This is a genomic window from Corynebacterium halotolerans (assembly GCF_050107895.1).
Classification (GTDB): Bacteria; Actinomycetota; Actinomycetes; order Mycobacteriales; family Mycobacteriaceae; genus Corynebacterium; species Corynebacterium halotolerans_B.
The window spans coordinates 1-26033 of record NZ_JBNILW010000016.1; the positions used below are offsets into that span (position 1 = coordinate 1).

24 protein-coding genes, 1 rRNA gene and 2 pseudogenes are annotated in these 26033 nt (G+C 66.0%); 17 read left to right on the forward strand and 10 right to left on the reverse strand.

The genetic code is table 11. The features are described from left to right. Positions 1-111: ribosomal RNA gene (gene rrf / locus ACQCVD_RS13375) — 5S ribosomal RNA — on the forward strand; the annotation flags it as partial. Between the two features lie 168 nt (positions 112-279). Here the strand turns inward: rrf and ACQCVD_RS13380 are convergent. Continuing rightward, complete coding sequence (locus ACQCVD_RS13380; RefSeq protein WP_426824272.1) at positions 280-1269, reverse strand: pseudouridine synthase; 990 nt, start codon at positions 1267-1269, stop codon at positions 280-282. On the opposite strand from ACQCVD_RS13380, the gene ACQCVD_RS13385 reads away from it, so the two are divergent. The 4 genes from ACQCVD_RS13385 to ACQCVD_RS13400 all read left to right on the forward strand — a co-directional run bounded on the left by ACQCVD_RS13385 (position 1268) and on the right by ACQCVD_RS13400 (position 3917). Further along, entirely contained in the window at positions 1268-1414 is a 147-nt protein-coding gene (locus tag ACQCVD_RS13385; protein ID WP_426824273.1) for a hypothetical protein, read from the forward strand. The two genes, ACQCVD_RS13380 and ACQCVD_RS13385, sit on opposite strands and share 2 nt — an antisense overlap. 299 nt (positions 1415-1713) lie before the next feature. Beyond that, positions 1714-2616, forward strand: coding sequence for a universal stress protein (locus ACQCVD_RS13390; RefSeq protein WP_426824274.1), 903 nt, complete (start codon positions 1714-1716; stop codon positions 2614-2616). Between the two features lie 197 nt (positions 2617-2813). Then, positions 2814-3074 carry a GlsB/YeaQ/YmgE family stress response membrane protein gene (locus ACQCVD_RS13395; RefSeq protein WP_426824275.1) on the forward strand — a complete coding sequence of 87 codons (261 nt, stop codon included), beginning with the start codon at positions 2814-2816 and terminating at the stop codon, positions 3072-3074. A 216-nt stretch (positions 3075-3290) separates the two neighbouring features. Continuing rightward, a complete protein-coding gene (locus tag ACQCVD_RS13400) occupies positions 3291-3917 on the forward strand; it encodes a TetR/AcrR family transcriptional regulator (RefSeq protein ID WP_426824276.1) in 627 nt (208 codons plus the stop codon). Here ACQCVD_RS13400 and yidC read toward each other — a convergent pair. Continuing rightward, on the reverse strand, positions 3905-5170 hold the full coding sequence (gene yidC, locus ACQCVD_RS13405) for a membrane protein insertase YidC (RefSeq protein WP_426824277.1): 1266 nt from the start codon (positions 5168-5170) through the stop codon (positions 3905-3907). The genes ACQCVD_RS13400 and yidC overlap by 13 nt on opposite strands. Before the next feature lie 178 nt (positions 5171-5348). Between yidC and ACQCVD_RS13410 the strand changes: the two genes are divergently transcribed. The 4 genes from ACQCVD_RS13410 to ACQCVD_RS13425 all read left to right on the forward strand — a co-directional run bounded on the left by ACQCVD_RS13410 (position 5349) and on the right by ACQCVD_RS13425 (position 8503). Further along, on the forward strand, positions 5349-6197 hold the full coding sequence (locus ACQCVD_RS13410) for a class E sortase (protein WP_426824278.1): 849 nt from the start codon (positions 5349-5351) through the stop codon (positions 6195-6197). Further along, complete coding sequence (locus ACQCVD_RS13415) at positions 6198-6350, forward strand: hypothetical protein (RefSeq protein ID WP_426824279.1); 153 nt, start codon at positions 6198-6200, stop codon at positions 6348-6350. 89 nt (positions 6351-6439) lie between these two features. Further along, positions 6440-7729, forward strand: a complete 1290-nt coding sequence (locus ACQCVD_RS13420; RefSeq protein WP_426824280.1) for a sensor histidine kinase — start codon at positions 6440-6442, stop codon at positions 7727-7729. A gap of 135 nt (positions 7730-7864) precedes the next feature. Beyond that, positions 7865-8503 carry a response regulator gene (locus tag ACQCVD_RS13425; RefSeq protein WP_426824281.1) on the forward strand — a complete coding sequence of 213 codons (639 nt, stop codon included), beginning with the start codon at positions 7865-7867 and terminating at the stop codon, positions 8501-8503. Positions 8504-8575: 72 nt separating this feature from the next. Here ACQCVD_RS13425 and ACQCVD_RS13430 read toward each other — a convergent pair whose 3' ends face one another. Continuing rightward, on the reverse strand, positions 8576-8911 hold the full coding sequence (locus ACQCVD_RS13430) for a histone-like nucleoid-structuring protein Lsr2 (protein ID WP_426824282.1): 336 nt from the start codon (positions 8909-8911) through the stop codon (positions 8576-8578). 449 nt (positions 8912-9360) lie between these two features. On the opposite strand from ACQCVD_RS13430, the gene ACQCVD_RS13435 reads away from it, so the two are divergent. Continuing rightward, positions 9361-9981: a transposase family protein gene (locus ACQCVD_RS13435; RefSeq protein WP_426824283.1), complete on the forward strand. Its 621-nt coding sequence runs from the start codon at positions 9361-9363 to the stop codon at positions 9979-9981. On the opposite strand, the pseudogene ACQCVD_RS13440 reads toward ACQCVD_RS13435, so the two are convergent. Then, positions 9934-11270: pseudogene (locus ACQCVD_RS13440) on the reverse strand (ISL3 family transposase). The gene ACQCVD_RS13435 and the pseudogene ACQCVD_RS13440 overlap by 48 nt on opposite strands. A 135-nt stretch (positions 11271-11405) precedes the next feature. On the opposite strand from ACQCVD_RS13440, the pseudogene ACQCVD_RS13445 reads away from it, so the two are divergent. Then, positions 11406-11636 (forward strand): annotated as a pseudogene (locus tag ACQCVD_RS13445) (transposase family protein); the annotation flags it as partial. 662 nt (positions 11637-12298) lie between these two features. Here the strand turns inward: ACQCVD_RS13445 and ACQCVD_RS13450 are convergent. Next, positions 12299-12937, reverse strand: coding sequence for a DUF6474 family protein (locus ACQCVD_RS13450; RefSeq protein ID WP_426824284.1), 639 nt, complete (start codon positions 12935-12937; stop codon positions 12299-12301). A gap of 138 nt (positions 12938-13075) precedes the next feature. On the opposite strand from ACQCVD_RS13450, the gene ACQCVD_RS13455 reads away from it, so the two are divergent. Continuing rightward, positions 13076-14587 (forward strand): TM0106 family RecB-like putative nuclease, encoded by a 1512-nt coding sequence (locus tag ACQCVD_RS13455; RefSeq protein WP_426824285.1) that lies wholly within the window; start codon positions 13076-13078, stop codon positions 14585-14587. A gap of 13 nt (positions 14588-14600) precedes the next feature. On the opposite strand, the gene ACQCVD_RS13460 is transcribed toward ACQCVD_RS13455, so the two are convergent. Further along, complete coding sequence (locus tag ACQCVD_RS13460) at positions 14601-16379, reverse strand: cupredoxin domain-containing protein (protein ID WP_426824286.1); 1779 nt, start codon at positions 16377-16379, stop codon at positions 14601-14603. Positions 16380-16444: 65 nt separating this feature from the next. Continuing rightward, positions 16445-17728 carry an MFS transporter gene (locus ACQCVD_RS13465; RefSeq protein ID WP_426824287.1) on the reverse strand — a complete coding sequence of 428 codons (1284 nt, stop codon included), beginning with the start codon at positions 17726-17728 and terminating at the stop codon, positions 16445-16447. Positions 17729-17798: 70 nt separating this feature from the next. Between ACQCVD_RS13465 and ACQCVD_RS13470 the strand changes: the two genes are divergently transcribed. Both ACQCVD_RS13470 and ACQCVD_RS13475 read left to right on the forward strand, forming a co-directional pair. Continuing rightward, positions 17799-18761: a LysR family transcriptional regulator gene (locus ACQCVD_RS13470; RefSeq protein ID WP_426824289.1), complete on the forward strand. Its 963-nt coding sequence runs from the start codon at positions 17799-17801 to the stop codon at positions 18759-18761. A gap of 64 nt (positions 18762-18825) precedes the next feature. After that, a complete protein-coding gene (locus ACQCVD_RS13475) occupies positions 18826-19422 on the forward strand; it encodes an LURP-one-related/scramblase family protein (RefSeq protein ID WP_426824290.1) in 597 nt (198 codons plus the stop codon). A 15-nt stretch (positions 19423-19437) separates the two neighbouring features. Here ACQCVD_RS13475 and ACQCVD_RS13480 read toward each other — a convergent pair whose 3' ends face one another. The 3 genes from ACQCVD_RS13480 to ACQCVD_RS13490 all read right to left on the reverse strand — a co-directional run bounded on the left by ACQCVD_RS13480 (position 19438) and on the right by ACQCVD_RS13490 (position 22158). Next, positions 19438-20175, reverse strand: coding sequence for a M23 family metallopeptidase (locus tag ACQCVD_RS13480; protein WP_426824291.1), 738 nt, complete (start codon positions 20173-20175; stop codon positions 19438-19440). A 172-nt stretch (positions 20176-20347) separates the two neighbouring features. Continuing rightward, a complete protein-coding gene (locus tag ACQCVD_RS13485) occupies positions 20348-21007 on the reverse strand; it encodes a M23 family metallopeptidase (RefSeq protein WP_426824292.1) in 660 nt (219 codons plus the stop codon). 545 nt (positions 21008-21552) lie between these two features. Beyond that, complete coding sequence (locus tag ACQCVD_RS13490; RefSeq protein ID WP_426824293.1) at positions 21553-22158, reverse strand: superoxide dismutase; 606 nt, start codon at positions 22156-22158, stop codon at positions 21553-21555. 257 nt (positions 22159-22415) lie between these two features. Between ACQCVD_RS13490 and msrA the strand changes: the two genes are divergently transcribed. From msrA to ACQCVD_RS13505, 3 genes are all read left to right on the forward strand, one after another. Next, positions 22416-23090 carry a peptide-methionine (S)-S-oxide reductase MsrA gene (gene msrA / locus ACQCVD_RS13495; protein ID WP_426824294.1) on the forward strand — a complete coding sequence of 225 codons (675 nt, stop codon included), beginning with the start codon at positions 22416-22418 and terminating at the stop codon, positions 23088-23090. 137 nt (positions 23091-23227) lie between these two features. Next, a complete protein-coding gene (locus ACQCVD_RS13500) occupies positions 23228-24922 on the forward strand; it encodes an alkaline phosphatase D family protein (protein ID WP_426824295.1) in 1695 nt (564 codons plus the stop codon). 82 nt (positions 24923-25004) lie between these two features. Beyond that, positions 25005-25994 (forward strand): LLM class flavin-dependent oxidoreductase, encoded by a 990-nt coding sequence (locus tag ACQCVD_RS13505; protein WP_426824296.1) that lies wholly within the window; start codon positions 25005-25007, stop codon positions 25992-25994. Positions 25995-26033: the final 39 nt, after the last annotated feature.

The following is a 26033-nucleotide window of genomic DNA, read 5'->3' on the forward strand; positions in this document are numbered from 1 at the left end:
GTTTATTGCGGCAGGGTCACGCCCGGTCCCGTTCCGAACCCGGAAGCTAAGCCTGTTTGCGCTGATGGTACTGCACCTGGGAGGGTGTGGGAGAGTAGGTTGCCGCCAACCTTTTAACTTCATGTGTCTGGCCCTCGTGGCCCCGCGTTGTGGTGGGGGCCCGGGGGCCAGACTGCTTTCGTGTCCCTGGTGTGGGGACCAAGCCCCCCGAGGCGCCGCTTACCGGGGTAGAGGCTTGTTAGATCCTTGCGGGCTCGCTGGGGCTGGCCCGCCGGATGCTTAGATCAAGCCTGACCGGAATGTCCGTTGTTCACCCGACAGAGGATCGGTGAATGACAATTCCCAGGCGTTCAGATGCATCGGGACGCTCATGTCTTCCTCTTCCTCGCTGTAGACGCGGGGATAAACGGGGTCTCCCAGGATCGGGACGCCGGCGGCCCACATGTGCAGTCGGAGCTGGTGGGTCTTCCCGGTTTCTGGCTTGAGTACATAGTGCCCTTGGCGCGGCAATGGGCCGTGAATGGCCTCCAGCCGTGCCTGATCCGCATCATCGACAGGTTCCGCGGACACCAGTAGGGTCCGGGCGTTCGGCTCACCCGGAACAATTTCACCCTTGATGTACCCGGGAGTCTTCTCCATCCGTGATTCCCAGACAATAGGTTCCTCGTGGGGGACGAGGTCAGCGTCAAAGTCGGCGATTGCGCGGTAGGTCTTCATGGCCTCCCGACGGGCGAATAGGGTCTGATAAGCTCCACGGACCTCTGGACGCGCGGTAAAGACGAGCACGCCAGAGGTGAGACGGTCCAGGCGGTGTGCCGGCGAGAGCTGTTGAATTCCCGTCTGTCGGCGCATCCGGACCAGAGCGGTCTCGGTGATGTGCCGCCCGCGGGGCATCGTGGCCAGGTAGGAGGGCTTGTCCACCACAAGCAGGTTGTCGTCCCGGTGGAGGATGACGCACTCAAAGGGAACGTGGGGCTCTTCGGCGGGAACCCGGTAGAACCAGATGTCGGTGCCGGGCTCGAGCACTTCCTCAGGACCGATCGCTCGGCCCAGATTGTCCACCACCTCACCGGCCAGGAAGCGGGCGTCGAGTGCCTTTTGGTCATCATCAATGTGTCGATGACGCTGGGAGGCGATGAGATGATCCACGAATTCCCGGGCTGTAACAGGGGTGGAATCGAGGGGCAAGCGCACCCGGGAGGCATTGAGTCCGTCCCGGATGGGCAGCGGCGGGTTTTTTCCGCGCCGTTGTACTAATCTTTTGACCATGAACTTTGATGAAATCCTTGCTCCGGTTATCGAGTTTTTCTCAGATGGCATCGGTGCCGTGATCGCCAGCATTGGCGAGGTCCTCTACAACCTGTCCTATCCGTCGAATGCGGATCCGGCTAGCCCGGTTGACATCCCGGACTAAATGAAACCTTGAAATATATAAAATCTGCTTTATCTGGTCCCGCCACCGTGAGTGGCATTCTGAGAAATGCCATGTAGAACATCGATTACCGTAGCAGGATCTCGCTCACCCCTTGTCCGTCCCACTGTCAATTGCAGCAGGACGGACAAGGGGTGAATTTTTCGGGTTGTTTCTGCTACTCGCGGAGAATGTGACCGGTGTCGGGATACAATGAGGACGAGACGGAAACCGTGGGATTTGAGAAGTAGAGCACACGGCCACACCGTGCAATGGATCGAACGAGAAAGGTCGCATACATCATGACCACGAAGGAAGACATCGTAGTCGTCGCGGTAGACGGCTCAGTGGCGTCGCAGGTGGCTGTCCGGTGGGCAGCCAACACCGCGAACAAGCGGGGCATTCCGCTCCGACTGGCCTCCAGCTACACCATGCCGCAGTTCCTCTACGCCGAGGGCATGGTGCCCCCGCAGGAGCTCTTCGATGACCTCCAGGCCGAAACCATGGAGAAGGTCGAGGAAGCCCGCAGCATCGCCCATGAGGTTGCTCCAGAGCTGAAGATCGGCCACACGATCGCTGAGGGCAGCCCCATCGACATGCTGCTCGACATGTCCCGCGACGTGACCATGATCGTCATGGGGTCCCGCGGTCTCGGTGGCCTGTCCGGCATGGTGATGGGGTCGGTCTCGGCTGCCGTTGTCAGCCACGCTTCCTGCCCTGTGGTCGTCGTGCGCGATGATAATCCCGTCAACGAGGACACCAAGTACGGCCCGGTAGTTGTCGGTGTCGATGGTTCCGAGGTCTCCCAGCGGGCCACCGAGTTCGCGTTCGCTGAGGCAGAGGCCCGGGGCTGTGAACTAATCGCTGTCCACACCTGGATGGACATGCAGGTGCAGGCCTCCCTCGCCGGACTCTCGGCCGCCCAGCAGCAGTGGGAGGAGGTCGAGCGGGAGCAGTCCGAGCTCCTGTCTGAGCGCCTGCAGCCGCTGATTGAGCAGCACTCGAACGTTCCGGTCAAGAAGGTCATCACCCGGGACCGTCCGGTTCGTGCCCTGGTCGAACAGTCCGAGGGCGCCCAGCTGCTGATCGTCGGCTCCCACGGTCGCGGCGGCTTCCGGGGCATGCTGCTCGGTTCCACCTCGCGTGCTCTGCTGCAGTCCGCCCCCTGCCCGATGATGGTGGTTCGGCCGGAGAACGGGCAATAATAGTCTGGTTTCCGGTGGACCCCTCCGCCGCAGGTCACGACCTGTGGCGGAGGTTGCTTTTTGGCAGCGATTCCATAACAGCGGATGCATGTACCTTCACTTACGGGTAAACCTGGGGTTGAGGTCGTCGGCGAAATGCGCCGACGGGTTGTCCGAAATTGGATTGACTCGAACCTCTTAGAGTGAGGAGACAGAACATGCTTGGACTTGGAATCATCGGTTGGATCATCATCGGCGGTATCGCTGGCTGGATCGCCTCGAAGATCAAGGGCACTGACGCCCAGCAGGGCATCCTGCTCAATATCGTGGTCGGTGTCGTCGGCGGCCTCCTGGGTGGCTGGCTGCTCAGTCTCTTCGGCGTTGATGTCGAAGGTGCTGGAATCATCTTCAGCTTCATCACCTGTCTGGTGGGCGCAGTGATCCTGCTGACGCTGGTGCGTCTGGTCGTACGTAAATAGACGCCCCGTCAGTTAGCCCCACCACTCCTTAAAACTGCAGGTCGCCCCGCCGGTAGCGCTACCGGCGGGGCGGCTTTTCACTTCCTGCGATGGATCCGGTTCGATAAGAACATACCGGTTTGTCTATATTGGAGGTTGAGTTCATCCGGGACGAGGCCAGAAGGCTACGCCGCGGTTGACCGCACACACCAGAATCAGGGAAGGACATGACAGGACATGGCCGGGAGCAGCAAGCCCAAGTCCGCGGGTCGGCGCCGTAACCGACCGAGCCCTCGCCAGCGACTGCTCGACAGCGCGACCAATCTCTTCACCACCGAGGGGATCCGGGTGATCGGCATCGACCGGGTACTGCGTGAGGCGGACGTGGCCAAGGCATCGTTGTACTCGCTGTTTGGTTCCAAGGATGCACTGGTCATCGCCTACCTGGAGGAGCTGGACCGGAAATGGCGGGAGGACTGGCAGGAACGCACCCGGGAGTTGACCGATCCAGGTGAGAAGTTGCTCGCCTTCTTCGATCAGTGCCTGGCGGAAGAGCCCGCCAAGGATTTCCGCGGTTCCTACTTCCAGAACGCGGCGGTGGAGTACCCCCGTCCCGAAACCGAGACAGAGCACGGCATCATCGCCGCTGTCATGGCGCACCGCCGCTGGTGCCACCAGACCATGACGGAGCTGCTGACCGCCAGGAACGGTTACCCGAGTTCCACCCAGGCTGATCAGCTGTTGCTCTTCCTGGATGGTGGGCTGGCCGGGGCACGACTCATCAAGAGCACGGCGCCCCTGGAAACCGCTAAGGACCTGGCCCGGCAGCTGCTGTCCGCGCCGCCGCCGGACTACTCCATCTGATCGGACTGCGGCTTTCCGGTCTTCCAGGTCTCCCCGGTGTCTTCTCCGCCATGTTTATCGGCGTTGTCCGGGTCTGCGGCATCCCCTTCGGAGGGTGTCTCCTTCGGGCGCCCGCCCGCCTTCTTCGCTTCCTTCTCGGCCCGGCGCTGCGCCGTCCGCTCCCGCTGCAGTGCGATCCGGGCCCGGGACTTCTCCTTCTTCAGACGCTTGTTCTCCGCCTTCTCCGCCGCCTCGGCTTCCTCCAGGGCCGTGGCGTGGGCCGCCAGTTCCGCCTGGATCTCCGCCCGACGTTCCGGCTGCCGGCGGGCCTGACGCTTCATCCGCTTCTCCCAGGACTTCTGCTTCCTGGTGTCCCGGCGGCGCTCCTTGTGCGCGGCCCGACCGTTGCGGCGGAGCTCATGGTGTTCCTCGGTCAGCGGCAGTTCCCGCTCCACCTTGAAGTGGATGACAGCGGACTGGGTCAGCGTCCAGAGGTTGTTGGCCACCCAGTAGAACACGATCGCAGCAGGCAGTGGGCCGTTGAGAGCGAGGGTGATCAACAGGATCGGCACGGCGATGAACAGGATCACCAGGAAACGGCTCAACCCGCGAGCGAGCTTGGAGTCCCAGTCCAGAGTGAGCGAATTGCGGTACATGGATAGACCGAAGTTCAGGGTGGTGAACAAGATCGCGGTCACCAGCAGGGGCAGAACAACGCTCAGCACATCGCCGCGGGTGGTTCCCAGTTGGGCGTGCTGCTCGGCGGTCATGGCCACATAGGCCGGCAGGGGCACCCCGAAGATCCGGCCGTCGAGGAAGGCGGTGACCTCCCCGGAGGACAGGAAACCGATGGGGTCGTGCTCGGTGGCGCCCAGACCTTCGGTGGGTCGGGCCATGAGCAGGAGGAAGCGGTAGAGGCCGATGAACACCGGCAGCTGAATCAGCGGCGGAATGCAGCCGGCAGCGGGCCGGTAGCCGTACTCTTCCTGGAGCGCCTTGCGCTTCTCCTGGTATTCCGCGACGGACTCCTTGTCCGTCCTGGTGCGGTGTTCGGCCTCCAGCGCCCGCATCGCCGGCCGCATCAACGCCGAGGTCCGGCCCGAGCGGGCCTGGATCAGGGAGAACGGGGCGATGAGCCCACGGACGACGACCACCAGGCCGAACACTGAGAGCACCCAGGCCGCCGAGTCGTCGAGATTGAACACGTCGTGGAGCAGCAGGTGCCAGAGCTTCAGGACACCGGAGACCGGGTAGACGAAGAGGTCCAGCAACACGGGCCGATCCACCTTCCTGATCGGGAGCCCGCCTTGGGGGTAGGCGCGTATCGCGCAGATGCCGGCGGCAGGCCCGGGACGGTTAGGGTTATGGTGCAGATCGTACTGTGCCCTTACCCCCGCCCACGAACCGGCCGATCGCCCGGCCGGACAGGTGGTGCCCCGCCGGAGGACGTCCATGAACCGCGCCGACACCGCGCAGCCGCTCCGCCCGCATCGGCGGTGCAGGGAGCGCCGCCGGCCGGCCCGGTTCTCCCGGATACTCGGGGAGATCCTGGTGACGGCCGGGGTGCTGGCCCTGCTCTTCGCGTTCTATGAGGCCTTCTGGTCCAACCTCGACGCCGCGCGGCGGCAGGCCGAGGCCCGGCAGGAGCTGGCACAGCACTGGGAAAGCAGGACGGAACCGGCTGCCGACGCCCCGCTGCCGGCCCCGGATCCGGCTCCCGGCGAGGCATTCGCCGCGATGTACATCCCCGCCCTGGGGCCCGATTACCGCTACGCCGTGGTGGAGGGCACCGGGGAGACCGAGCTGCGGACCGGTCCGGGGCACTACCCGGAGACGCAGCTGCCGGGGCAGCCCGGCAACTTCGCGGTGGCCGGGCACCGCATCGGCAAGGGTGCCCCCTTCAATGATCTGGGGCAGCTGCAGGTCTGCGACGCAATCGTCGTGGAGACCCAGACCTCCTGGGAAACCTACCGGATACTGCCCGTCGACGAATCCGGGAGCGGGCGTCGCACCGCGGCGGCGGAGTGCTTCACCCCGGAGCAGACCGAGGAGATCGCCACCGGCAGGTACGGGGCCGTGGCCGGGCGGCACATCACCGTTCCGGAGGATATCGGGGTGATCGCCCCGGTGCCCGGTGACACCGTGTCCGCCGGTGAGGAGCCGGACGCGTTGCTCACGCTGACCACCTGCCACCCGGAGTTCTCCAACACCGAGCGGATGATCGTGCACGCGATGCTGGTCGACTCCGCCCTGAAGGACCACGGCAGCGCCGCCCGCCCGGCTGTACTGGAGGAAAACTAGATGTACCTGTGGTTCTGGCGCAGCCTGCCCGGCCCGTGGCCCGTGAAGATGATCATCACCGTCGTGGTGGCGGCGGCGGTGTTCCTGCTGTTGATGGAGGTCATCTTCCCGTGGGTGTCCGACCTGATGCCGTACTCGGATGTGTCGGTCTGACAGTGCCCGCCGCTGCGGGGGAGCGGACCCGCGGGACGCGGCGTCGTTAAGCGGCAGGCAGCGGCGCCGCACTGGGTAAGGTACGAGCCATGCAATCCAGCCCAGACCCCGCCGCACCGGCCCCCGGTGGGGGAGACGAAGTCCGTGCCCGTGAGTTCGGCGGGGAGATCAGCCTGCGCAGCGGCATCCACGTGCTGACCTCGGTGCTGCTGGTCGTGGCCCTGGGGGTCTCGGTGCGGCTGCCGCTGTCCGCGGCGGTTATCAACCTCGTCCTGTGCTCGCTGTTCGCCTTCACCTACTTCTTCGGTGCCATGTGGTGGAACCAGTGGGGACAGAAGGCCCAGCTGGCGTGGGTCACCGCCCTGACGGTGCTCTGGGTGTTCCAGTTGCCGGTCGGGCCCGTCGCGGTCTACCTGGTGTTCCCGCTGTTCTTCCTCTACCTGCAGATCATCGGCGGGATCGGGGGAGTGGTCGCCGTGGTGGTGACCACGGCGGTGGCCATCCTGACGCAGGTGCCTGCGGGACTGACCGTGGGCGGGGTGATGGGACCGGGCGTGTCTGCTCTGGTCACCCTGGCCATCAACTACGCGTTCACCAAACTCGCCCGTGCCAACCGCGAGCGCCAGGACCTGATCGACCAGCTGATGGCCACCCGCTCCGAGCTCGCGGAGACCCAGCACGCCGCCGGCGTGGTCGCCGAACGCCAGCGCATCGCCCACGAGATCCATGACACGCTCGCCCAGGGGCTGTCCAGCATCCAGATGCTGCTGCACGTGGCGGAGAGCGAGCTCACCGATTCCCCACTCAGTGACGCCGACCGGGCCGCCCCGCTGGAACGCATCCGGCTGGCGCGCAGCACCGCAGCCGAGAACCTGAGCGAGGCGCGCGCCATGATCGCCGCTCTGCAGCCCGCCGCGCTTTCCACGGCCTCCCTCGACGGCGCGCTCCAGCGCATCGCCGCGAACCACGGCGCGGCCAGCGGCCTGGACATCGAGGTGGACGTGGATGGCGCGAACCGGCAGCTCGCGATGAAGGAGGAGGCGGCGTTGCTGCGCATCGCCCAGGGGGCGGTGGCGAATGTGGTGACCCACGCGGCTGCCGTGCGCTGCCGGATCAGCCTGTCCTACGGGGTGGATGAGGTGCGTCTCGACGTCGTGGACGACGGCTGCGGCTTCGACCCCGCCGACGTGGCCAACCGGCCCGCCGGCCTCGGCCACGTGGGGCTGGCCGCGATGCGCCAGCGTGCCGAAGAACTGGGCGGGGTGCTGGAGGTGGAGTCCGCGCCGGGGGCCGGAACAGCGATCTCGGTGGCCCTGCCGCGCTCCACCGCGGAACCGGATGACGGCGTCGCCGCGGAATCTTTCCCGGAAGGGTTCTGATCGTGGGGATTTCCGGCCCTGATGGCTCAACACGGACGGGCCCCGGTGCGTGATTCCGGGAGGGGGCAACAGATAAGGTAATAGCCACAGACCTGGCGGCTGATCGCCGCCACCGGGAAAAGGAGCTCAGTCAGCATGATCCGCGTGTTACTCGCCGACGACCATGAGATCGTCCGTCTCGGGTTGCGGGCGGTGCTGGAAAGCGCCGAGGACGTTGAGGTGGTCGGCGAGGTCGCCACCGCCGAAGCGGCCATCTCAGCCGCCCAGGCCGGCGGCATCGATGTCATACTGATGGATCTGCGGTTCGGCGCGGGCCCTCAGGGCACCCAGGTGATGACCGGAGCCGAGGCGACCGCGAAGATCCTCAGCTCGATGAGTAACCCGCCGAAGGTCCTGGTGGTCACCAACTACGACACGGACGCGGATATCCTGGGCGCGATCGAGGCGGGGGCGGTGGGGTACCTGCTCAAGGACGCCCCACCCACGGAGCTGCTGGCTGCGGTGCGTTCCACCGCGGAGGGGGATTCGGCGCTCTCCCCGATCGTGGCGGACAAGCTGATGACGCGGGTGCGCACTCCACGGACCTCCCTGACGCCCCGGGAGCTGGAGGTGCTCAAGTTGGTCGCCGGCGGGGCCTCGAACCGGGAGATCGGCCGGGTGCTGCTGCTGAGTGAGGCGACCGTGAAATCCCACCTGGTCCACATCTATGACAAGTTGGGGGTCCGTTCCCGGACCTCGGCGGTAGCCTCTGCCCGTGAGCTGGGCGTGCTCTAGCCAGCGGATGAACTGAAAAACGGACGGTCCGGCTAACCGGACCGCCCGGCAATCAGGCACGCGCTGGCCGTCTCAGGCGTGGGCCTTGTGGTAGGCGTCGATGATCTCGTGCGGGATCTTGCCGCGGTTGGCGATCTTCATGCCCTGTTCCTGGGCCCACTGCCGGATGGCGCGGGAATTGCCGCGGGTGCTGACGCTCTCGCGCCGCGGAGCCTTCGGGGTGGACATCTTCCGGGCGGCCTTGACGTAAGGCTCCATCAGTTGCTGAAATTTCTGGGCATTCTGCTCCGAGAGATCGAGGATGTAGTCCGTTCCCTCAAATCCGAATCGCACGATGTGCAGATCCTCCTCGCCGAGTGGGGTGCTGTCTAGATCATCGAAATACTGCGTGACTTCGCGACGTGCCATGAGTTCTCCTGATGCGGGGTTACCGACTTTTGTGAAATTGTTGTTGTTTCCCTGGGCCGATAAGGAGGTATTGGTTTACTTTTGAAACGGGATATGGATCCTCCCGATCTTAAGACATTCTATTACTCCGGAATGGTCCCGATAGTGCACAAATTGTACATTTCCAGGGGTGGATATGGCAATCCTGGAAATTGTCCCTGTTTAATGAATTAGTCGTTCCTTTAGAGTATCTGAAAAAGCTGGCAGCGCACTTGGAAGCTAATATGCGGCTCTGCTCCGGTAAAGGAAACCTTCTTGGTCCAAATATCCCCGGATAAGTATCGGTTATCCCGGAAGTATTGTCCTGACCCCGGAGGCTTATTCATAGGGGTTTAGCGCTCCCAGTCCGATCGCCGCTCGTGTGGCGTGTCGTGAACGCATAAAAAGGGACTGCCTGTTTCGATTAATGTGTGAAGAAAAACCCAACAAACAGTCCCACCACCAAGACTACGGCCCCACTAAATGACACACAACTACTCGGCCTGATCGAGACCATCGAGCACTGCGACCAGCTCGCCGATGTGCCCTACGGCCAGCGCACTCTGACCGTGGAAGACCGTGTCCTGCTGACCCTGGACTACCTCAGCGAAAACCGCACCGAACAAGCACTCGCCACAACCTACCGCGTCTCCCAGCCCACCGTCTCCCGCATCATCAGCACCTTCACCGACCTGATCGCTGGCCTGCTCGAGAAACACCGGCCCACTCCCGCAGACTTCCAGACCTTTGCCGGCACACTCGTGGTCGATGGCACCCTGGTGACCTGCTGGGACTGGAGAGACCACCACGACCTCTACTCGGGGAAACACAAGACCACCGGGCTCACCCTCCAGGTCGCCTGTGATCTCGACGGACACCTGATGTGGGTCTCCGACCCGAAACCCGGGTCCTGGCACGACCTCCGGTGCATCCGGGAGTCTGAATTCCCCGCCCCCGAAGGGCAGTCCTGGAACGTCACCGCCGACAAAGGGGCTCTTCAGGATTTAGAGTGCGTTGACGAGTTTCCGGAGTCCGCCGGAGTGCAACAATGACTACCAAGATGTAGTGGTCGAGGTTGCGGAACCCTAGTGCAATCCCACGGAGGTGTTCCAGCCGACCGTTGATCGCCTCGACCGGTCCGTTGGATGCCCGGTGCTTGAAGTACGCCAGGACGTCATCTCGTCGGCGTTTCAGTGTACGACCGAGCTCGCCGAGTTCTTTGAGTCCCGGTGGTAGTGTCGTGCTGATCTTCTCGATCAACCTCTCGAACGCGAACGACGCCAGCTTCTGGTCTTTCTGCTCATAGATGGCGATGATCTGCTGGTAGACGTCGTAGGTGACCTCGACGGCGATGTAGGTGTCATCCGCATCGTCAAACAACACCTCAAGGCGTTCCCGCTGCTTATCAGTCAGCAACCCGACCCTGGTCAACAGGGCCCGTCGTGACTTATACAGCGGATCCTTGCTACGCCCGCGACGACCGGTGACCTGATGTTGGACTCGTTGGCGACACGTAGTCAGCTTGTCCCCGGCCAGCGCCACGACGTGGAACGGGTCCATCACCGTCGTTGCCTCTGGGAGGGCTTCGTGGATGGCGTTGGCATAACCGGTGAACCCATCCATCGCCACGACCTGGACGGGAGTCACGGAAGTCCTGGTCACGCTGTTCAAGCCAGTCCTTGAGTACCTGCTTGGACCGGCCGGCGACCATGTCGATCAATCGCGCTTGGCCAGGCTTGACACCGGGTGGGGTGTTCACGATCGGGGTCAGATCCACGATCACGGTCACGAAGCTGGCCTCACCCTGACCGCGGCGGTGTTTCCACTTGTGCTCATCGACACCAATTACCGTGACCCCGGCCAGGTGGTCGGGATCGTCCACCGTCAGCGCCCGGCAGTAGGCCAGCGCGGTGTCGTTGACCAGCTGCCACCCCACGCCCAGGGCCCGGGCGACGGCGGACACGGACATCTGGTCGGTCACGATCCGTTTGACGATCCAGGTCTCTAGTCTGGTGGTCATCTTGGACCTGGACTCAGCACAGCACAGCCGGGCGGTGAAGATCTTCCTGGTACAGGTGTCGTTGCCACACCGCAGGCGGGGTACCTGGATTCGCAACCGGGTCGGGTACCCGGCGATGGGCCGGTCGATCAGCCTGCGGATAGTGTGATCGCGCAGCCTGCCGGGGAACCCACAGTCCGGGCAGTGTTCGTTGTAGTCCAGGGCCTGGGCCGTGATCACGGTGTTGTCCGCGTCGTCGACGCCGGCTCCGGTGATAGTCACCCCCAATTCGGCGGTGCGGCAGATAACGTCAGCGATCAGGTCGCCGGTAGGCTTGGACACAGGTACCTCGGGATAGTTTGGTGTGGCTTAGACACCTTCATCATCTATCACCGGGGTACCCCTATATGTAGTGGCTCCTTCTCGCCCGGGTTTTACCTACCTACGCACCCTGAATCCTGAAGAGCCGACAAAGGCTACATCGGATGGAGCTGCACGCACCCGATCCGGAAACCTAAAAACGGCAGCCTGACTGAAGAAGACAAAGACTACAACCGACAGGTCAACAGCTACCGGGCCGTCATCGAGCGAGTGAACGCACACCTGAAGAACTGGCACATCCTTAAAACCAGATATCGCCGCCCGATCAAGGACTTCACAAACGTCATCCGAGCAATCATCGGAATGATGTTCTACAACGGCCTATGAATAAGCCTCCCGTTCTATTTCTCCATGGTTCAAATTCCGGGATTCAGGTGTACCACTGTCCTCCGATTATGAGGGGTGACCTGACTCCTCCATGCGCTTCGCGGCCGGCCAATTAAATAAGTAATCACTTAAATGAGTGGCTCCATTGGTGGTGACCAGGTTTTGTGCGGAATTGAGAATTGTCCGGGATTGCTGCCGGTCTGCTCCAATCGGGCTCTGGGACATTCGTGTGCCCTTTTCCGGAGGGTTCGGTGAGCGGTGGCGAAAATCGGTGGTGAGGGACTGCGGAAGGATTGTGGGGTTGTCCCCTCCCTGGTGTTTCAGGGGGGATCGAAGTGGTGCGGAAATGCCGTAGGAAATGAGGGTCTTCCCGGTGAACTGGGATGGGCGGCAACAGGTGGGAGAGTCAGCGCAGACCGGGGTTGGTACCGGACGGGGCGCTATGGCCGGCGCAGTCTACCGGAGAGGGTGCTGACACTCCCCGGGTTCCTCTGGCTGGCGCGGTAGCGCCCGCGTGGCCGCACCACAAAATGTAGGCGCGCCATGAAACACGGAATACCCAGAATCCGCACTCCCCCGACTCCCCGAGAGCACCCCCATGCTCTCAGCCGGCATTCCCCTCACGACCCCGCACCGGCGCTCGGCGGAGCTTCTGCCCCGTGCTAGCGGCGGGTCAGGGATTCCTGGATCTGGTTGACCAGGAGATCGATGTCGCGGTTGATGGAACTGTGGGCGCGCTGGCGCTGCTCCGGTGTCATGTACTCCGCGTTGTCCACGGCGGTACCGAGTTCTTCCAGCCGGTCCTCGGCGTCACGGACGAAGCCCGGAGTCAGGTCCTTGGACTCTTCCAGGGTGTGGCGGATGCCCTGCATGCGGGCCTTGATCGGGGCGCCGTGTCCGGAGAAGCGGGCCAGTTCATCGGAGGTCACGCCGATCTGGTGGGCACGGGCTTCGGTGAACTTCTCCTTGGTGGCGGTCACTGCCTTGTACGCCACCGGGAGCAGGACCGGCACCAGGAGACGGCTGGCGCCGATCCACCGGTTCACCTTGTTCTTGTTGAACTTGCCTTCCTTGATCTTGGCCAGTTCCGTTTCCGCCTGCTTCCGCTCGTGCTTCCGCTTGGACTTGAGTCCCTTCTGCTCCGCCTTGAGAAGGTTGTTCTCCTGCTTGGCCAGCAGCTTGGCGCGCCGGAGATCAAGCTTGGCGGATTCCTTGGCCTCGGTCTTGGCCCGCGACTTTGCTGCCTTGATCTCCGCCTTGGTCTTTGCGCGGCGTTTCCGGATTGACTCGAGAATGCCCATGTTTTCCGTCCAACTCCCAGCTTGTGCAGTTCGTACAGTGATCGACGTCTTCTGTGAAGCGTTCAGTCGGATTCAACATTACCTGTTGTCGTGGAATAGGCTGGGGCCATTGTGGGGCCCAACATCAATGAAACGGAATTGCAACCTGCGGATCTGGTGGGCTGTCGTTACCGCCTCGTACAGCGCCGGCGTCACCCGGACACGGCACCGACTGATGCCAGCCAGCGCCGTGCCGAACGTTTCGCCGCTGCCCGCGCTGAGATCCATGCGCTGCTGCCGGTGGCTCCGGCGATCGGTGATCCCAAACGCTTCCTGCGTATCGACGTCCCGGCGGGTCCGGCCGCGGAGTTCGACACGCTCGAGGCGTTGGCCGCTGGCGCGAACCTGATCACCGGGGCGGTGTTCCGGGGCACCTCCGCCGGGAACGACTGGCACGTGCGGGTGGATGCGCTGGCCCGGCTGCGCGACGGCGACTACCTGCCGGTGATGGTCAGCAACCACCGCGTCGCCCGCCGCCGGGAGGGCTCCGAGATGCCGGCGATCTCCACGGCCCGACTCGGCCTGGCGAAACCCTCCACCGTGCCCTACCAGCAACGCCACCACGCCATCGACGGTTACCGCCTGTCCCTGGCCGCCCGCGCCCTGGCGACGGTCGGGCTGGATTCCGGGTGGGGCGGGGTGGTCGGCCAGGACCGCGCCAAGGTGTTCCTGGCGGAGACCGCCACGCACCAGCGCGCCCTGGACAACGCCCTGACCGTGCCCCCGCCTCCGGGGCCCCGACGGGTCAAGGAATGCGACAGCTGCCGGTTCTGGCGCTACTGCGCCCCGGAGCTGTCAGCCGCCGATGACATCAGCCTCTTTCTGCCCGGCGACCGTGCCCGGTCCTTCCGGGAGCAGGGGATCACCACCGTGCAGGGGCTGATCGACGCCCGGCTCGGCGAACCCTCCGCGCTGGCGTGGGCGTTCCGGGAACAGGTTCCCGTGCTGCGGCGGCGGGAGAGCATCACCGCCCCACGGGCCGACGTGGAGATCGACATCGACGTTGAGGCCTATCTGGATCAGGGGGCCTACCTCTGGGGAGCATTCGACGGTGACATCTACCGGCCGTTCGTTACGTGGGGGGAGCTGGGCGGCGACGCGGAGGCGGCGAACTTCGCCCATTTCTGGGACTGGTTGTCCACCACGCGTCGGCAGGCGCGGGAAGCCGGGCGGAGCTTCGCCGCGTACTGCTATTCGGCCCACGGGGAGAACCACTGGCTGCTCACCAGCGCCCGCCGCTTCGCCGGACGGACCTTCGACGGGGTGAGCGTGCCGGCAGAAGCCGAGGTCAGGGAGTTCATCGCCGCAGCGGAATGGACCGACATGTTCCAGGTGGTGCGCCGCCAGCTGGCCGGCCCCGCCGGTCTGGGATTGAAGATCGTCGCCCCGGCGGCCGGATTCAGCTGGGATGAAGCGGGTTTCGACGGAGAGCAGTCCGTCCACGCCTACCGCGTGGCGATGGGCCCGGACCAGGCGGCCGCCGACCGGGCCCGGGCCCAGTTGCTCAGCTATAACGGCGACGATTGCCGGGCCACCGCCGCCGTGCGGGACTGGCTGACCGCGGGCGCTCCGGGAACCCCGATCCTGCCGGGTTTCGACCCCGCCGGCTGAGGGGCGGGGTGCCCTACCGGGTGTCCGTCGTCTCCGGTCCGGCGTCCGTCGGCGTGGCCGCCAGGACGTCGAAGGTCATGCCTTGGGCGTGGTGGCCGGCGATGGTGCACCAGCCGTTGACGTCTGCGGTGATGATCCCGGCGTCGAGACGCATCTCTTGTCCGGGCACCAGCCGCCCGGAACGGACTCCGTTCTCCAGCCGGAGATCATGGGCGATGGTGTCCTCGTTGCGCAGGGTGATGAGCAGCCGGTTGCCGGCGGGCACGCTCACCTGGGCGGGCTCGAAGACCAGGTCCCCCGCCACGACGGTGACCTCGGTGACGTTCTCGTCGCCCGCGCCGGTGCTCACCGCGGTGTCGGTGGGGCCGGGCGAACCGGGACCGTGCAGGCCACCGAAGAGCGCGAGGATCAACGCCACCACGGCGATCGCGGCGGTGATCTGCCCGGTCGCCGGCCGTGGCTCCGCTGGCGCGGGCACCGGTTCCCGTTGTCTGCGCAACACCTTCACCTGGGCGCGCACTCCCCGCGCCACCAGTGGCAGGAACGCCACCAGGGCACCGATGGACAGCACCGACATGACCACCTTCAACCAGGAATAGTCACTGGCCAGCCAGATCGCCAGCCCCAGATTGACCAGGGTGGCGCGGAACAGGGCGGCGCGGTTGAGTTCGACCATCGCGGTGCGCACCGCGCCAGCACCGCCACCGATGGTGGCGGGCAGCAGCTGGCTCATCACCCCGATCAGCAGCTGCGCGGCGAAACCGACCAGCAACGGGATGCTCGGCAACGGCACCTGGGCCAGCTGCTCCCCGGCGAGCAGGGCCCGCACCGCGAGTTGGAGCAGGGTGCCGATCAACCACAGCGGAGCCAGTGCCACCGAGACCGCCGCGAAGCTGATCCGGTCCCGGGGATCCCGGCACACGGCGAGAACATTGCCCACCCAGGGAAGAGCGGCGAGGATCCAGCCGACGACATAGACCAGCAGGCCCGCGCCCGCGATGGTGCCGTGATCGAGCAGTGCCCCGACGGTGGTCGCGATCAGCCCGGCCAGCAGCAGTGCCACGGCCCCGGCGGTACGGTCGCGGCCGGCCCGGGTCCGCCAGATCGTGGGGAAGAGCACCGCCAACGAGCCGACGGCCGCCAGGCCGATGAAACCCAGGACATTGACCACCAGGTGGCCCAGTAGGAGACGTTCCTGCCAGCCTGCTCCCGGCCCCATCGCCAGTACCGCGCCGAAGACCGCCCCCACCGGCAGGCACAGGGCGCTGGCCACGTAGGCGAGCACCGCGGCCCGGAACCGCCGGGCCCGCTCCGCCCGGAAGAACTGCCCCGCCAGCGCCACCGCGTGCCAGAGCAGCAGCACCGAAATGACTGCGGCGCCCGCCTGGGTGAGGAGCCACGATCTCTCCCAGACCCCGCCGGTGGTCTGTCCGAGCAGGGTCAGCACGATGCCGGCGTTCAGGAGGCGGATGCGCAGCAACTGCCGGGGCCGGGCGGCGTCGGGCAGGCGCTGTCCCAGGAATTTCTCGGTGAAGTGCTGGGACCACAGGACGATGGAGTTGGTCACCGCGCCGAGGGTGAACAGATGGATGAGCACCCAGCGGTACTCCGGGATCACCGGGTGGATCAGGCCGGCGATCACGAGCAGGACCAACCAGACAGTCACCGGTCGACTGGCCCTGCGGTGCCAGCTGCGGCGGTCGGAGTTCCGCCCGGAACGGGCGGCCGGCTCACCGTCGGCGGGGGCGGCTGCTCCGGCGGGTTCTCCGGCGGGGCTGGACTGCTGGTTCATATCCTTGAACCTAGTCCCGGCAAATAGCCCGGGCAAAGTCGGGGAAAAGGAAGGCGCCGCAGGGCTCAGGGACGGTCCGGGGCCGGGTCGGTGGCGCCAGCAGCCGGGCGGGCGTCGAGCGGGACGTCGCGCCGGGCCAGGAAGGCGACCACCGCGACCAGGGACAGCAGAATCCCACCCAGCCAGACCAGCATGCCGTGCCAGCCCAGGCCGGTGAAGAAAAAGCCCGAGACCCAACCCAACAGGGAAGATCCCAGGTAATAGCAGAACAAGTACATGCTGGAACCTTCGGCGCGGTGGGTGGTGGCGATCAGCCCGACCCAGCCGGAGGCGGAGGAGTGGATGGTGAAGAACGCAGCCGTGAACACGAGCAGTGCGACCAGCGTGGCCACCAGGCTGGGCACCGCGCTCAGCGCCAGGGCCGCGAGCATCGTCAACGCTGCCGTGAGCATCGTGGTGCCCCGGCCGAACCTGTCATTCCAGCTGCCCACCCGGGCGGAGCTCCAGGTGCCAGCCAGGTAGAGCACGAAGACCAGGCCCACCAGTCCCTCGCTGAGCCCGAACTCCTCCATCAGCCGGAAGCCCAGGAAGTTGTACAGGGAGACGAAGGTGCCCATGGCCAGAAAGGCGATGAGAAACAGCGCGGCCAGCCGGGGATTGCGCCAGTGCCCGGACATGGCGGCAAGTTCCGCCCTCGGCCGGATGGACTTCGGGGTGAAGTGTTTCTGTTTCGGCAGCAGGATGGTGAGCAGGACCGCGAAGCCGACGGCCACGAGGGCGCTGAGCCCGACCGCCCAACGCCAGTCGGAGAACTCCAGGACACCCGCGGGGATGAGTCGGCCGCTCAATCCACCGACGGTTGTGCCCGCCACGTAGGTGCCCATCGCCCGGCCCAGGTCGCGGGGATCCACCTCCTCGCTCAGCCAGGTCATCGCCACGGCCGGGACACCGGCGATCAGCGCGCCCTGCAGCCCCCGCAGCAGGATCAGGGTGGTTCCGGACGCGACGAAGGGCAGGAGCAGCCCGAGGAGGGTGCCCAGCAGTGCGGAGAGGATGAGCACCCGCCCGCGGCCGAAGCGCTCGGACAGGATCGAGGCCGGCACGATGCACAGTGCCAGCATGCCGGTGGTCGCGGACACGGTCAGGGCGGAACCGGTCGGGCTCATCCCCAGCTGGCCGACGAGCGTGGGCAGCATCGCCTGGGTGAGGTACATGGCGTTGAAGGAGGCCAGGCCGGCGGCGAGGGTGGCCACCGTGGCGCGTCGGTAGTCCCGCTGGTCCCGCCGCAGCCCCTGTGCCGGCGGAGGGGAGGCGGAGGGCGTCGGGGAGGTGCCGGTTGCTGCAGCCATGGCTTCATGGTGCCCCGAGCCCCGTCATTAGTAAAATGACAGAAATAGCAGAAAGCAATTCATCTGATGCATGGGAGACGCCGTGAGGGAACTGTCGTCCGCCGACCTGGCGGGTTTCGTCGCTGTGGCCGGCAGTGGCCATCTGACCGCCTCGGCCGCCGAGCTGGGGATCTCCCAGCCCTCGCTGAGCCGCCGCGTCGCCCGCGTGGAGGCACAGGTGGGTGCCGGCCTCTTCGAGCGGACGGGACGTCGGCTCCGGTTGAATGCCCGCGGCCGGGCCTTCCTGCCGCACGCGGTGGCCGTCCTCGACCAACTCCGGGACGGCACGGTCAAGGTGCACCGCCTCATGGATCCGGAACAGGGCACCGTGCGCCTGGATTTCATGCACTCCCTGGGGACCTGGCTGGTGCCCGGGCTGTTGCGCTCCTACCGCAGCGTGCACCCGCACGTGAATTTCGTGCTCCACCAGGACGCCGCGCGTCCGCTGGCGGAGCGGGTGCTTGCCGACGACGCGGACCTCGCCCTGGTCGGGCCCCGCCCGGTGGGCGCCGGCGCGGCAGGTTCCCCGCTCGGCTGGGCGGAGCTGTGCAGTCAGCCGCTGGCGATCGCCTTTCCCGAGGACCACCCGTTGGCTGCCGCCGGGCCGGTGCCGGTGTCCCTGGAGCAGGTGGGCGAGGAAGACTTCATCGCCATGCGGCCGGGTTACGGCACCCGGCTGCTCCTGGACGAGCTGCTGCAGCAGGCCGACCTGCAGCCCGACTTCGTCTTCGAGTCCATGGAACTGTCCACCGTGGCGGGACTGGTCAGCGCCGGCCTCGGCGTGGCTCTGCTGCCGATGAACGATCCCTACCTGGCTCCCACAGGAGTGGTGCTGCGCCCGCTGGAACCGCCGGCCCGCCGCGAACTCGGTGTGGTCTGGCGCCGGGACGCGGCAGCAGCGCCACCGGTCAACCAGTTCCGCCGTTTCATCGTCGAGCAGGAGACGGTCGGCGGAGCCACCGGAGCACCGTGGAACGGGGGCGGGGAACTATAACGTTCCCGCCACAGCAGGTGTGCCCCGGTGGCCCACGCCGGAGGGGACGGGCACAATCTGGCACATGACGACACCGAATCACCCCGATCCCCACCACCTGCCGTCGCGGCCCTCGCTGCTGGAGGAGGACACCCTGATCATGCAGCAGGTCACCGGAATCATGAGCAACAATTTCGACATCATGAACCAGCAGGGTGAGGTGGTGGGCGTGATCCAGACGACCGGTTCGGCGGCCGCACGGTTCCTCCTGGGTAGCCGTTCCCTGCACGTCACGGAGGCCGATGGCCGGGCGGTGCTGTCGGTCGAGGACACCGTGAACTTCGGTCGGGACACCTATGAGCTCGCCGACGCCACCGGACAGCCGCTGGCGCACCTGCGCAAACGCTTCACCTTCTTCCGCCGCCAGGTGGACATGCACCTGGCGGACGGCACCGTGGTGGAGCTGCACGGCAGCATCTGGGACTTCGACTTCGAATTCCGGGTCGGGGAGCGGATACCGGCGCGGGTGTCCCGGAAGTGGGCCGGGCTGGGCCGCGGGCTGCTCGGGCACAGTCAGTATGCGCTGCAGTTCGAGGCAGGGGTGCCGCACCACCTCAGGGCCGCGGTCATCGGCGGGGTGGTGGCTCTCGATCTGATCCGGGCCAAGGACGAGAAGAACTGATTTCCCGCGGCAGGGTCAGAGGATGATGCCGCGTTCCTGGAGCCAGGGAACGGGATCGATGGCGGCGCTGCCTGCCGGGTGCACCTCGAAATGCAGGTGGTCGCCGGTGGAGAAGCCCTGGCTTCCCATGCCGGCGATCTGCTGGCCGGCGGTGACATGCTCGCCCACGGCCACGTCCAGGGTGTTCATGTGGCCGTAGACGGTGATGGTGCCGTCGTCGTGCTGGATACGGATCCACTGACCGAAGCCGGAGGCCGGGCCGGAATTGATGACCACGCCGTCCATGGCGGCGACGATCGGGGTGCCGGCGGCGTTGGCGATGTCCACGCCGGCGTGGAAGGTGCCCCAGCGCATCTCGAAGCCGGAGGTGTAGGTGCCCTGGGCGGGCTTGACCACCTTCGGGCCGAGAGTGGCGGCGAGCCGCTCGTCGTTGTACTGGACCACCTTGTTCAGGTGCTCCTCTGCGTCCATCACCGGTTTGTATTCGGCGATCGGCAGGATCTGCGGGGCCAGGCCCGCCGAGGAGCTGGTGCTGGCGGCGTCGGCCACGGGGGTGTAATCCACGGTGGCGGTGTCGGTCGAACCGGTCGGCACGTTCTGCGCGGTCACCGCTGCCGCGGCGGCACCGCCGACACCGGCGGTGGACACCACTCCGGCCGCCAGCGCGGCGAGGCCGATGTTCCTGCCACTCAGGGCTTGGCCGCCGACCTTCCGGTGCCTGCCGCCCCCGTTCCCCTGAGTGTTCTTGAACATCATCCTTCTTTCCCGCCGAATATTGTCGGCCTCGCATCTGGTGTTACCGGGATATCACTACTGTGATGGTTTCGTTATTCAACGGGTGACACGGTAGCGCGTTCCGGGGTGTGCGGGCAAGAAATGTTGCCGGATCACCCAAACTGGCCGGGGCGAATGCCGGCCGTTCGGATTAGAGGTAGATGCCGTGCTGGGCCAGCCAGGGCTGCGGGTCCACCGGGGTGCTGCCGTCGGGGTGGATCTCGAAGTGCAGGTGGGAACCGGTGGAGAAGCCCTCGGAGCCCATGCCGGCGATGGTCTGGCCCGCGGAGACGCGCTCACCGACGCCGACGTAGAGCGACTGCATGTGGCCGTAGACGGAGACCGAGCCGTCGTCGTGCTGGATGCGGATCCAGTTGCCGTACCCGGAGGCGGGGCCGGAGGAGATGACGTTTCCGGACATGACCGCCTTGATCGGGGTGCCCAGGGAGTTGGCGATGTCGATGCCGGAGTGGAAGGAGCCCCAGCGCGGGCCGTAGCCGGAGGTGAAGGTGCCCTCTGCCGGTTTGACGACGGACGGGGAGGCCACCTCGCCGAGGTTGCCGTAGTCGCCGGTGGCGATGTTCTGCAGCACGCCGGCGGAGCTGCCGGAGGAGACGAGGTTGCTGCCTGCCTCGTAGAGGTCGTTGGCGGTCTGCCAGTCCTGGGCGTCGGGAGCCTGCCAGTCCTGGGCGGCCGCGGTGCCGACGCCGGTGGAGGCGGAGATGCCGACCAGGAGGGCACCGATGCCCACGCGCCGGGCGATGCGCTTCTTGCGACCCACAGTCTCGGGCTTGTCGATGGTGTTGCTCATGGTGTCCTTCTCCAATCGGGCTGTCGTAACGTGACAGTTTCGTTATCAATCCGTGATCTGCGGGCTCACGATATTGACCCGAACGGGTGTTGGCAACCCCAAAGGGAGGGGGAAGGGGATGTCCGGGTTGGCCCGTTGGTGATGTGGGGTGGCCGGGGGTGTCGGGTGAAAATTCCTCCTGTGCTGCTCCGATTCGGGAAGGCGATCAGTTTATTTGCCTGTTCCGGGCCGGTTATCACGTCGGGACGGGTGCGGGGAAATGGTGTCGTAACACACAGAAAATCGTGCGGTTCAGGCGGCGCGGGAGCCACTTTCGACCCGTTCTCATGTCCCTGTAAGCCCGTAACCTGCGTTAATGTTGGGATGGATGTTATTGGTGTGACTGGTGGGGGCGGCGGGGGATGGCCCGGTCCCGCGGCGAAATGCTCCTCCGTCGGCGGAATCCGCCTTGGGCCGGGAACGCGAAAACGCCCGCCCCGACAGGGGCAGGCGTGGTGCGTACGGGCTGAGTCAGCAGCCCTGGAAGCAGACCGTGGCGGACGCTCTTAGTGGCTGGAGGCCTTGGCGAAACGCTCGGCGACGTCCTCCCAGTTGAAGACGTTCCAGACGGCCTTGACGTAGTCGGCCTTGACGTTCTTGTACTGCAGGTAGAAGGCGTGCTCCCACATGTCCAGCATCAGCAGCGGGGTGAAATCGATGGAGATGTTGCCCTGCTGGTCGGTCATCTGCTCGATGATCAGACGACCGGCGATGTGATCGTAGCCCAGAACGGCCCAGCCGGAGCCCTGCAGACCGGTGGCGGCAGCGGAGAAGTGGGCCTTGAACTTGTCGAAGGAACCGAAGTCACGGTTGATGGCCTCGGCCAGCTCACCCGTCGGCTCGCCGCCGCCGTTGGGGGACAGGTTCTTCCAGAAGATGGAGTGGTTGGTGTGGCCACCCAGGTTGAACGCCAGGTTCTTGGACAGTGCGCGGACCTTGTCGGCGTTGGCCTCGCCGTTGCGCTCTGCCTCCAGGGCCTCCAGCGCGGCGTTGGCGCCGGCGACGTAGGTGGCGTGGTGCTTGGAGTGGTGCAGCTCCATGATCTCAGCGGAGATGTGGGGCTCAAGAGCGTCGTAAGCGTAATCGAGTTCGGGCAGTTCGTAGACAGCCATGTTGAGTTCCTTTCGTTTAAGTCGTCCGCGGTAGGTGTCCGCCGTCCCCGGCGCCGCACCACCGCGCTGACCCCCATGATAGGCAAAGTTGTCGGATCGGCAATGAAAATAATCCGATAGGTGAGTCTGATGGGGTCAACTTGCGTGCCCACTCTCGCCGTTCGGCATGCGCCTGTCGTATGCAGCGGAAAAGCCGGGAATAATGAGGGAGGGATGACTGTTGTAGTAGTGAGACTTCCGCGAAAGGAGCTGGAATCATGGCATGGCTGTTCCCGATGAATCCTGAACTGGTGGCCGAGGAGGATGCCCTGAAGGGTGGGCGTCACCCGGTCCTGCCGGCCCCGAAGCCGCACACCGTGCTCGGCACCCCGCTCACCGGCCCCTGGGAGGAGCACCAGCGCTCGGTGATCATCGCCATCGGCTGCTTCTGGGGCGTGGAGCGGATCTACTGGCAGACCGAGGGGGTGGAGGGCACCTCCGTCGGTTACGCGGGCGGCGTCACCCAGAACCCCACCTACCGGGAGGTCTGCAGCGGCCGCACCAACCACACCGAAGCCGTCGAGGTGGTCTATGACCCGGCCCGGGTCTCCCTGGAACAGCTGGTGGTCACCGCGCTGGAGAACCACGACCCCACCCAGGGCTACCGTCAGGGCAATGACGTGGGCACACAGTACCGCTCCGCGTTCTACACCACCGGTCCCGACGCCGCAGCGGAGGCCGAGCAGATCCGCAGGATCGTCGACCACTACGCCGCCAAGCTCGCCGAACACGGTTACGGCGAGATCACCACGGAGATCAAGCCGCTGGCGGAGACCCCCTCCGGGGAGTACTTCCTCGCCGAGGACGAGCACCAGCAGTACCTGCAGAAGGTGCCGGGCGGCTACTGCCCGCACCACTCCACCGGCGTCGCCTGCGGCCCCGTGCCCGCCTGAGCCCCGTCCGCGTGACGACGTCGCGCTGCGCCACCGCGGCCGACGTCGCCAGGTTCCTGTGAACCCCGCATGAACCTTGAGTGAACGAACCCGTGTCGCGCCGCCGGGCGCCGGCCTGCGGCGGGACAATCACGGGAATGACCGGTGATTCCTGGCTGTCGCGGCGGGCCCTGCTGCGCGGCACACTCGCGCTGGGGGCGACAGCTGCCGTCCCCGGCTCCCTGAGCCGGGCCGTCGCCGCTGAGTTCGGCGGCCCTCCCGACCCGGCGGAGCCGCAACGCCACGGGTCCGAACTGTCGGACCTGCGCGAATCCGGCCCCTTCCCGCATGGTGTGGCCTCCGGGGACCCGCTGCCCACGGCCGTCGTGCTGTGGACCCGCGTGACCCCGGAGCCTGCCGCGAGCCCCGGCTCCGGCGTCGGGCGGCCGGTACGTCTGGGCTGGGAGATCGCCACGCACCCGGAATTTTCCGGCCCGGTGTCCCGGGGCGAGGTGACCGCCACGGCAGACAGTGACCACACCGTCCACGTGGACGCCCGGGGACTGCAACCGGCACAGGTGTACTACTACCGCTTCCGCGTGCTGGGCGGGCCCTTCACAGGGCATACCTCACGGGTCGGCCGCACGAGTACGGCGCCTGCCATGGACTCCCACCCCGATCAGCTGCGGCTGGCGGTGACGTCCTGCGCCAACTACGAGTCCGGCCACTTCGCCGCCTACGCCGACATCGCGGCGGCCGCCCGGCGCGGCGAGGTGGACGTGGTGGTGCACATGGGGGACTACCTCTACGAGTACGCCAGCGGGGACTACGCCGGAAAACACGGCGTGGTCAGGAGCCATGTCCCCGCCTGGCAGCTGCGCACCCTGGCCGACTACCGCTCCCGCCACGGCCATTACCGGCGCGACGACCAGCTCCAGGCCGCGCACGCCGCCGCCCCCTGGGTGGTCATCTGGGACGACCACGAGATCGCGAACGACGCCTGGGCCGGGGGCGCGGAAAACCACGGGGTGCCCGACGGCGACTGGGGTACCCGCCGGGCGGCCGCCATGCGCGCCTACCTGGAGTGGCTGCCGGTGCAGGGCACAAGCCCGTCCCGGGGCGGCCACATCTACCGCAGCCTGCGCTTCGGCCGACTCGCCGAACTCCAGATGCTCGATCTCCGTAGCTACCGCAGCGCCCCGGGCCTGCATCACCCGCTGGCCCGCACGAACCCGGAGCGCACCATCATGGGCTCCGAACAATTCTCCTGGCTGTCCAGCCGGCTGAGTACCGCGGCGACCACCTGGAACCTCATCGGCACCTCCGTGATGATCTCGCCGCTGAATCTGATGTACCTGGAGGAGGCGGTGAAATCCCCCTTGCGCGAACTGCTCGGTCCCGGGGCCGCCGGCACCCCGGTCAACGTGGACCAGTGGGACGGCTACGCCGTCGACCGGCGGCGGCTGCTGGAACAGCTGGCCACGGAACACCCGGCCGGGCGCACGGTGTTCCTCACCGGCGACATCCACTCCGAGTGGGCCACCACCGTGGAACACGAGGGGAAGGTCATCGCCGCGGAACTGGTGTGCAGCTCCGTGACCGCCCCCAATATCGACGACCAGCTGAAACTCCACGAGGACAATCCGCTCAGCCAGGCCGCCGAGGTGCACGTGCGCCACCACAACCCGCACATCCACCACGTGGATCTGGACGCCCATGGCTACAGCCTGCTGACCCTCACGGAAGACGCCGCGGAGATGAGCTGGCGCCGCGTGGCGGACATCGGCGAGGCCGGTTCTGCGGTGCTGGCCGGACCACGGCTGCACTATGACGGGGCACGCATCCGGCTGTGAGGGAGGCCAGGAATGTATCGCCCCGGGTGTTGTTGCGCTTGATGGGTACGTATTGCCGTTGAAGTAGTTAAGGAACATCGTTGTGTCTGTCCCATTGAGCATTCTTGATCTGGTCTCCATCTCCTCCGGCGGCACCGCCCGGGAAGGCATCGCCGCCTCCATGGAGTCCGCCCGTCTGGCCGATCAGCTGGGTTATCACCGCCTGTGGTTCGCCGAGCACCACAACACCCCGAACCTGGCCTCCAGCGCCACCGCGCTCCTGATCTCCCAGGCCGCCGCCGTCACGGAGCGGATCCGGTTGGGGTCCGGCGGGGTCATGCTGCCCAACCACGCACCGTTGATGGTCGCCGAGCAGTACGGCACCATCGCCAATATCCACGGCGACCGGATCGATCTGGGGCTGGGCCGCGCGCCGGGCACGGACCAGATGACCGCCCAGGCCCTGGCCCGTTCCTCTGCGGAACCGCAGGCGTTCGCCCAGAACATCTATGACCTGCAGGGCTGGTTCGGCGAGGAGGGCAAGGCCCACAGCCTGCCGGTCCTGTCGTCCGCCTCGGCCGGAACCAACGTGCCCATCTGGGTGTTGGGCTCGACGGTCAACGGGGCGTCCATCGCCGGGCAGCTGGGGCTGCCGTTCTCCCTGGCCTCGCATTTCGCACCCGACCAGATCGACGACGCCATCCAGGTGTACCGGGAGTCCTTCACCACCGAGTCACCCACCGCACAGATTGAGCAGCCCTACGTGATGGCCGGCATCAACGTCATGGTCGCCGACACCGGCGCCGAGGCGGAACGGGAATTCACCACCCTGGAGCAGATGTTCCTGGATCTCCACAGCGGCCGGCCCCGACCGCTCCAGCCGCCGGTGGATCCGGCCAGCCTGCCCGGCCACGGCAACCGGGACAACTCGATGCTGCGGATCAGCGCCGTGGGTACCCAGCAGACCGTCAAGGGACAGCTGGAGGAATTCGTGGAGCGTACCGGCGCCGATGAACTGATCACCGTCACCTACGCGTTTGATCCTGCCGTGCGGAACCGCTCCCTGGAGCTGCTGGCCGAGGCCTGGTTCTAGCCGGCGATTTCCACCCGGCGCGATGTGGCCGGGATGGGT

Bases quoted from the DNA above. Each gene is read 5' to 3' on its own strand.
- ACQCVD_RS13475 (WP_426824290.1), top strand. From the start codon at position 18,826: ATGACGACACCGAATCACCCCGATCCCCACCACCTGCCGTCGCGGCCC.
- ACQCVD_RS13425 (WP_426824281.1), top strand. From the start codon at position 7,865: ATGATCCGCGTGTTACTCGCCGACGACCATGAGATCGTCCGTCTCGGG.
- ACQCVD_RS13415 (WP_426824279.1), top strand. From the start codon at position 6,198: ATGTACCTGTGGTTCTGGCGCAGCCTGCCCGGCCCGTGGCCCGTGAAG.
- ACQCVD_RS13470 (WP_426824289.1), top strand. From the start codon at position 17,799: ATGGGAGACGCCGTGAGGGAACTGTCGTCCGCCGACCTGGCGGGTTTC.
- ACQCVD_RS13480 (WP_426824291.1), bottom strand. From the start codon at position 20,175: ATGTTCAAGAACACTCAGGGGAACGGGGGCGGCAGGCACCGGAAGGTC.
- ACQCVD_RS13485 (WP_426824292.1), bottom strand. From the start codon at position 21,007: ATGAGCAACACCATCGACAAGCCCGAGACTGTGGGTCGCAAGAAGCGC.
- ACQCVD_RS13410 (WP_426824278.1), top strand. From the start codon at position 5,349: ATGAACCGCGCCGACACCGCGCAGCCGCTCCGCCCGCATCGGCGGTGC.
- msrA (WP_426824294.1), top strand. From the start codon at position 22,416: ATGGCATGGCTGTTCCCGATGAATCCTGAACTGGTGGCCGAGGAGGAT.
- ACQCVD_RS13385 (WP_426824273.1), top strand. From the start codon at position 1,268: ATGAACTTTGATGAAATCCTTGCTCCGGTTATCGAGTTTTTCTCAGAT.
- ACQCVD_RS13420 (WP_426824280.1), top strand. From the start codon at position 6,440: ATGCAATCCAGCCCAGACCCCGCCGCACCGGCCCCCGGTGGGGGAGAC.
- ACQCVD_RS13490 (WP_426824293.1), bottom strand. From the start codon at position 22,158: ATGGCTGTCTACGAACTGCCCGAACTCGATTACGCTTACGACGCTCTT.
- ACQCVD_RS13430 (WP_426824282.1), bottom strand. From the start codon at position 8,911: ATGGCACGTCGCGAAGTCACGCAGTATTTCGATGATCTAGACAGCACC.
- ACQCVD_RS13465 (WP_426824287.1), bottom strand. From the start codon at position 17,728: ATGGCTGCAGCAACCGGCACCTCCCCGACGCCCTCCGCCTCCCCTCCG.
- ACQCVD_RS13450 (WP_426824284.1), bottom strand. From the start codon at position 12,937: ATGGGCATTCTCGAGTCAATCCGGAAACGCCGCGCAAAGACCAAGGCG.
- ACQCVD_RS13400 (WP_426824276.1), top strand. From the start codon at position 3,291: ATGGCCGGGAGCAGCAAGCCCAAGTCCGCGGGTCGGCGCCGTAACCGA.
- ACQCVD_RS13380 (WP_426824272.1), bottom strand. From the start codon at position 1,269: ATGGTCAAAAGATTAGTACAACGGCGCGGAAAAAACCCGCCGCTGCCC.
- ACQCVD_RS13500 (WP_426824295.1), top strand. From the start codon at position 23,228: ATGACCGGTGATTCCTGGCTGTCGCGGCGGGCCCTGCTGCGCGGCACA.
- ACQCVD_RS13460 (WP_426824286.1), bottom strand. From the start codon at position 16,379: ATGAACCAGCAGTCCAGCCCCGCCGGAGAACCCGCCGGAGCAGCCGCC.
- ACQCVD_RS13390 (WP_426824274.1), top strand. From the start codon at position 1,714: ATGACCACGAAGGAAGACATCGTAGTCGTCGCGGTAGACGGCTCAGTG.
- ACQCVD_RS13395 (WP_426824275.1), top strand. From the start codon at position 2,814: ATGCTTGGACTTGGAATCATCGGTTGGATCATCATCGGCGGTATCGCT.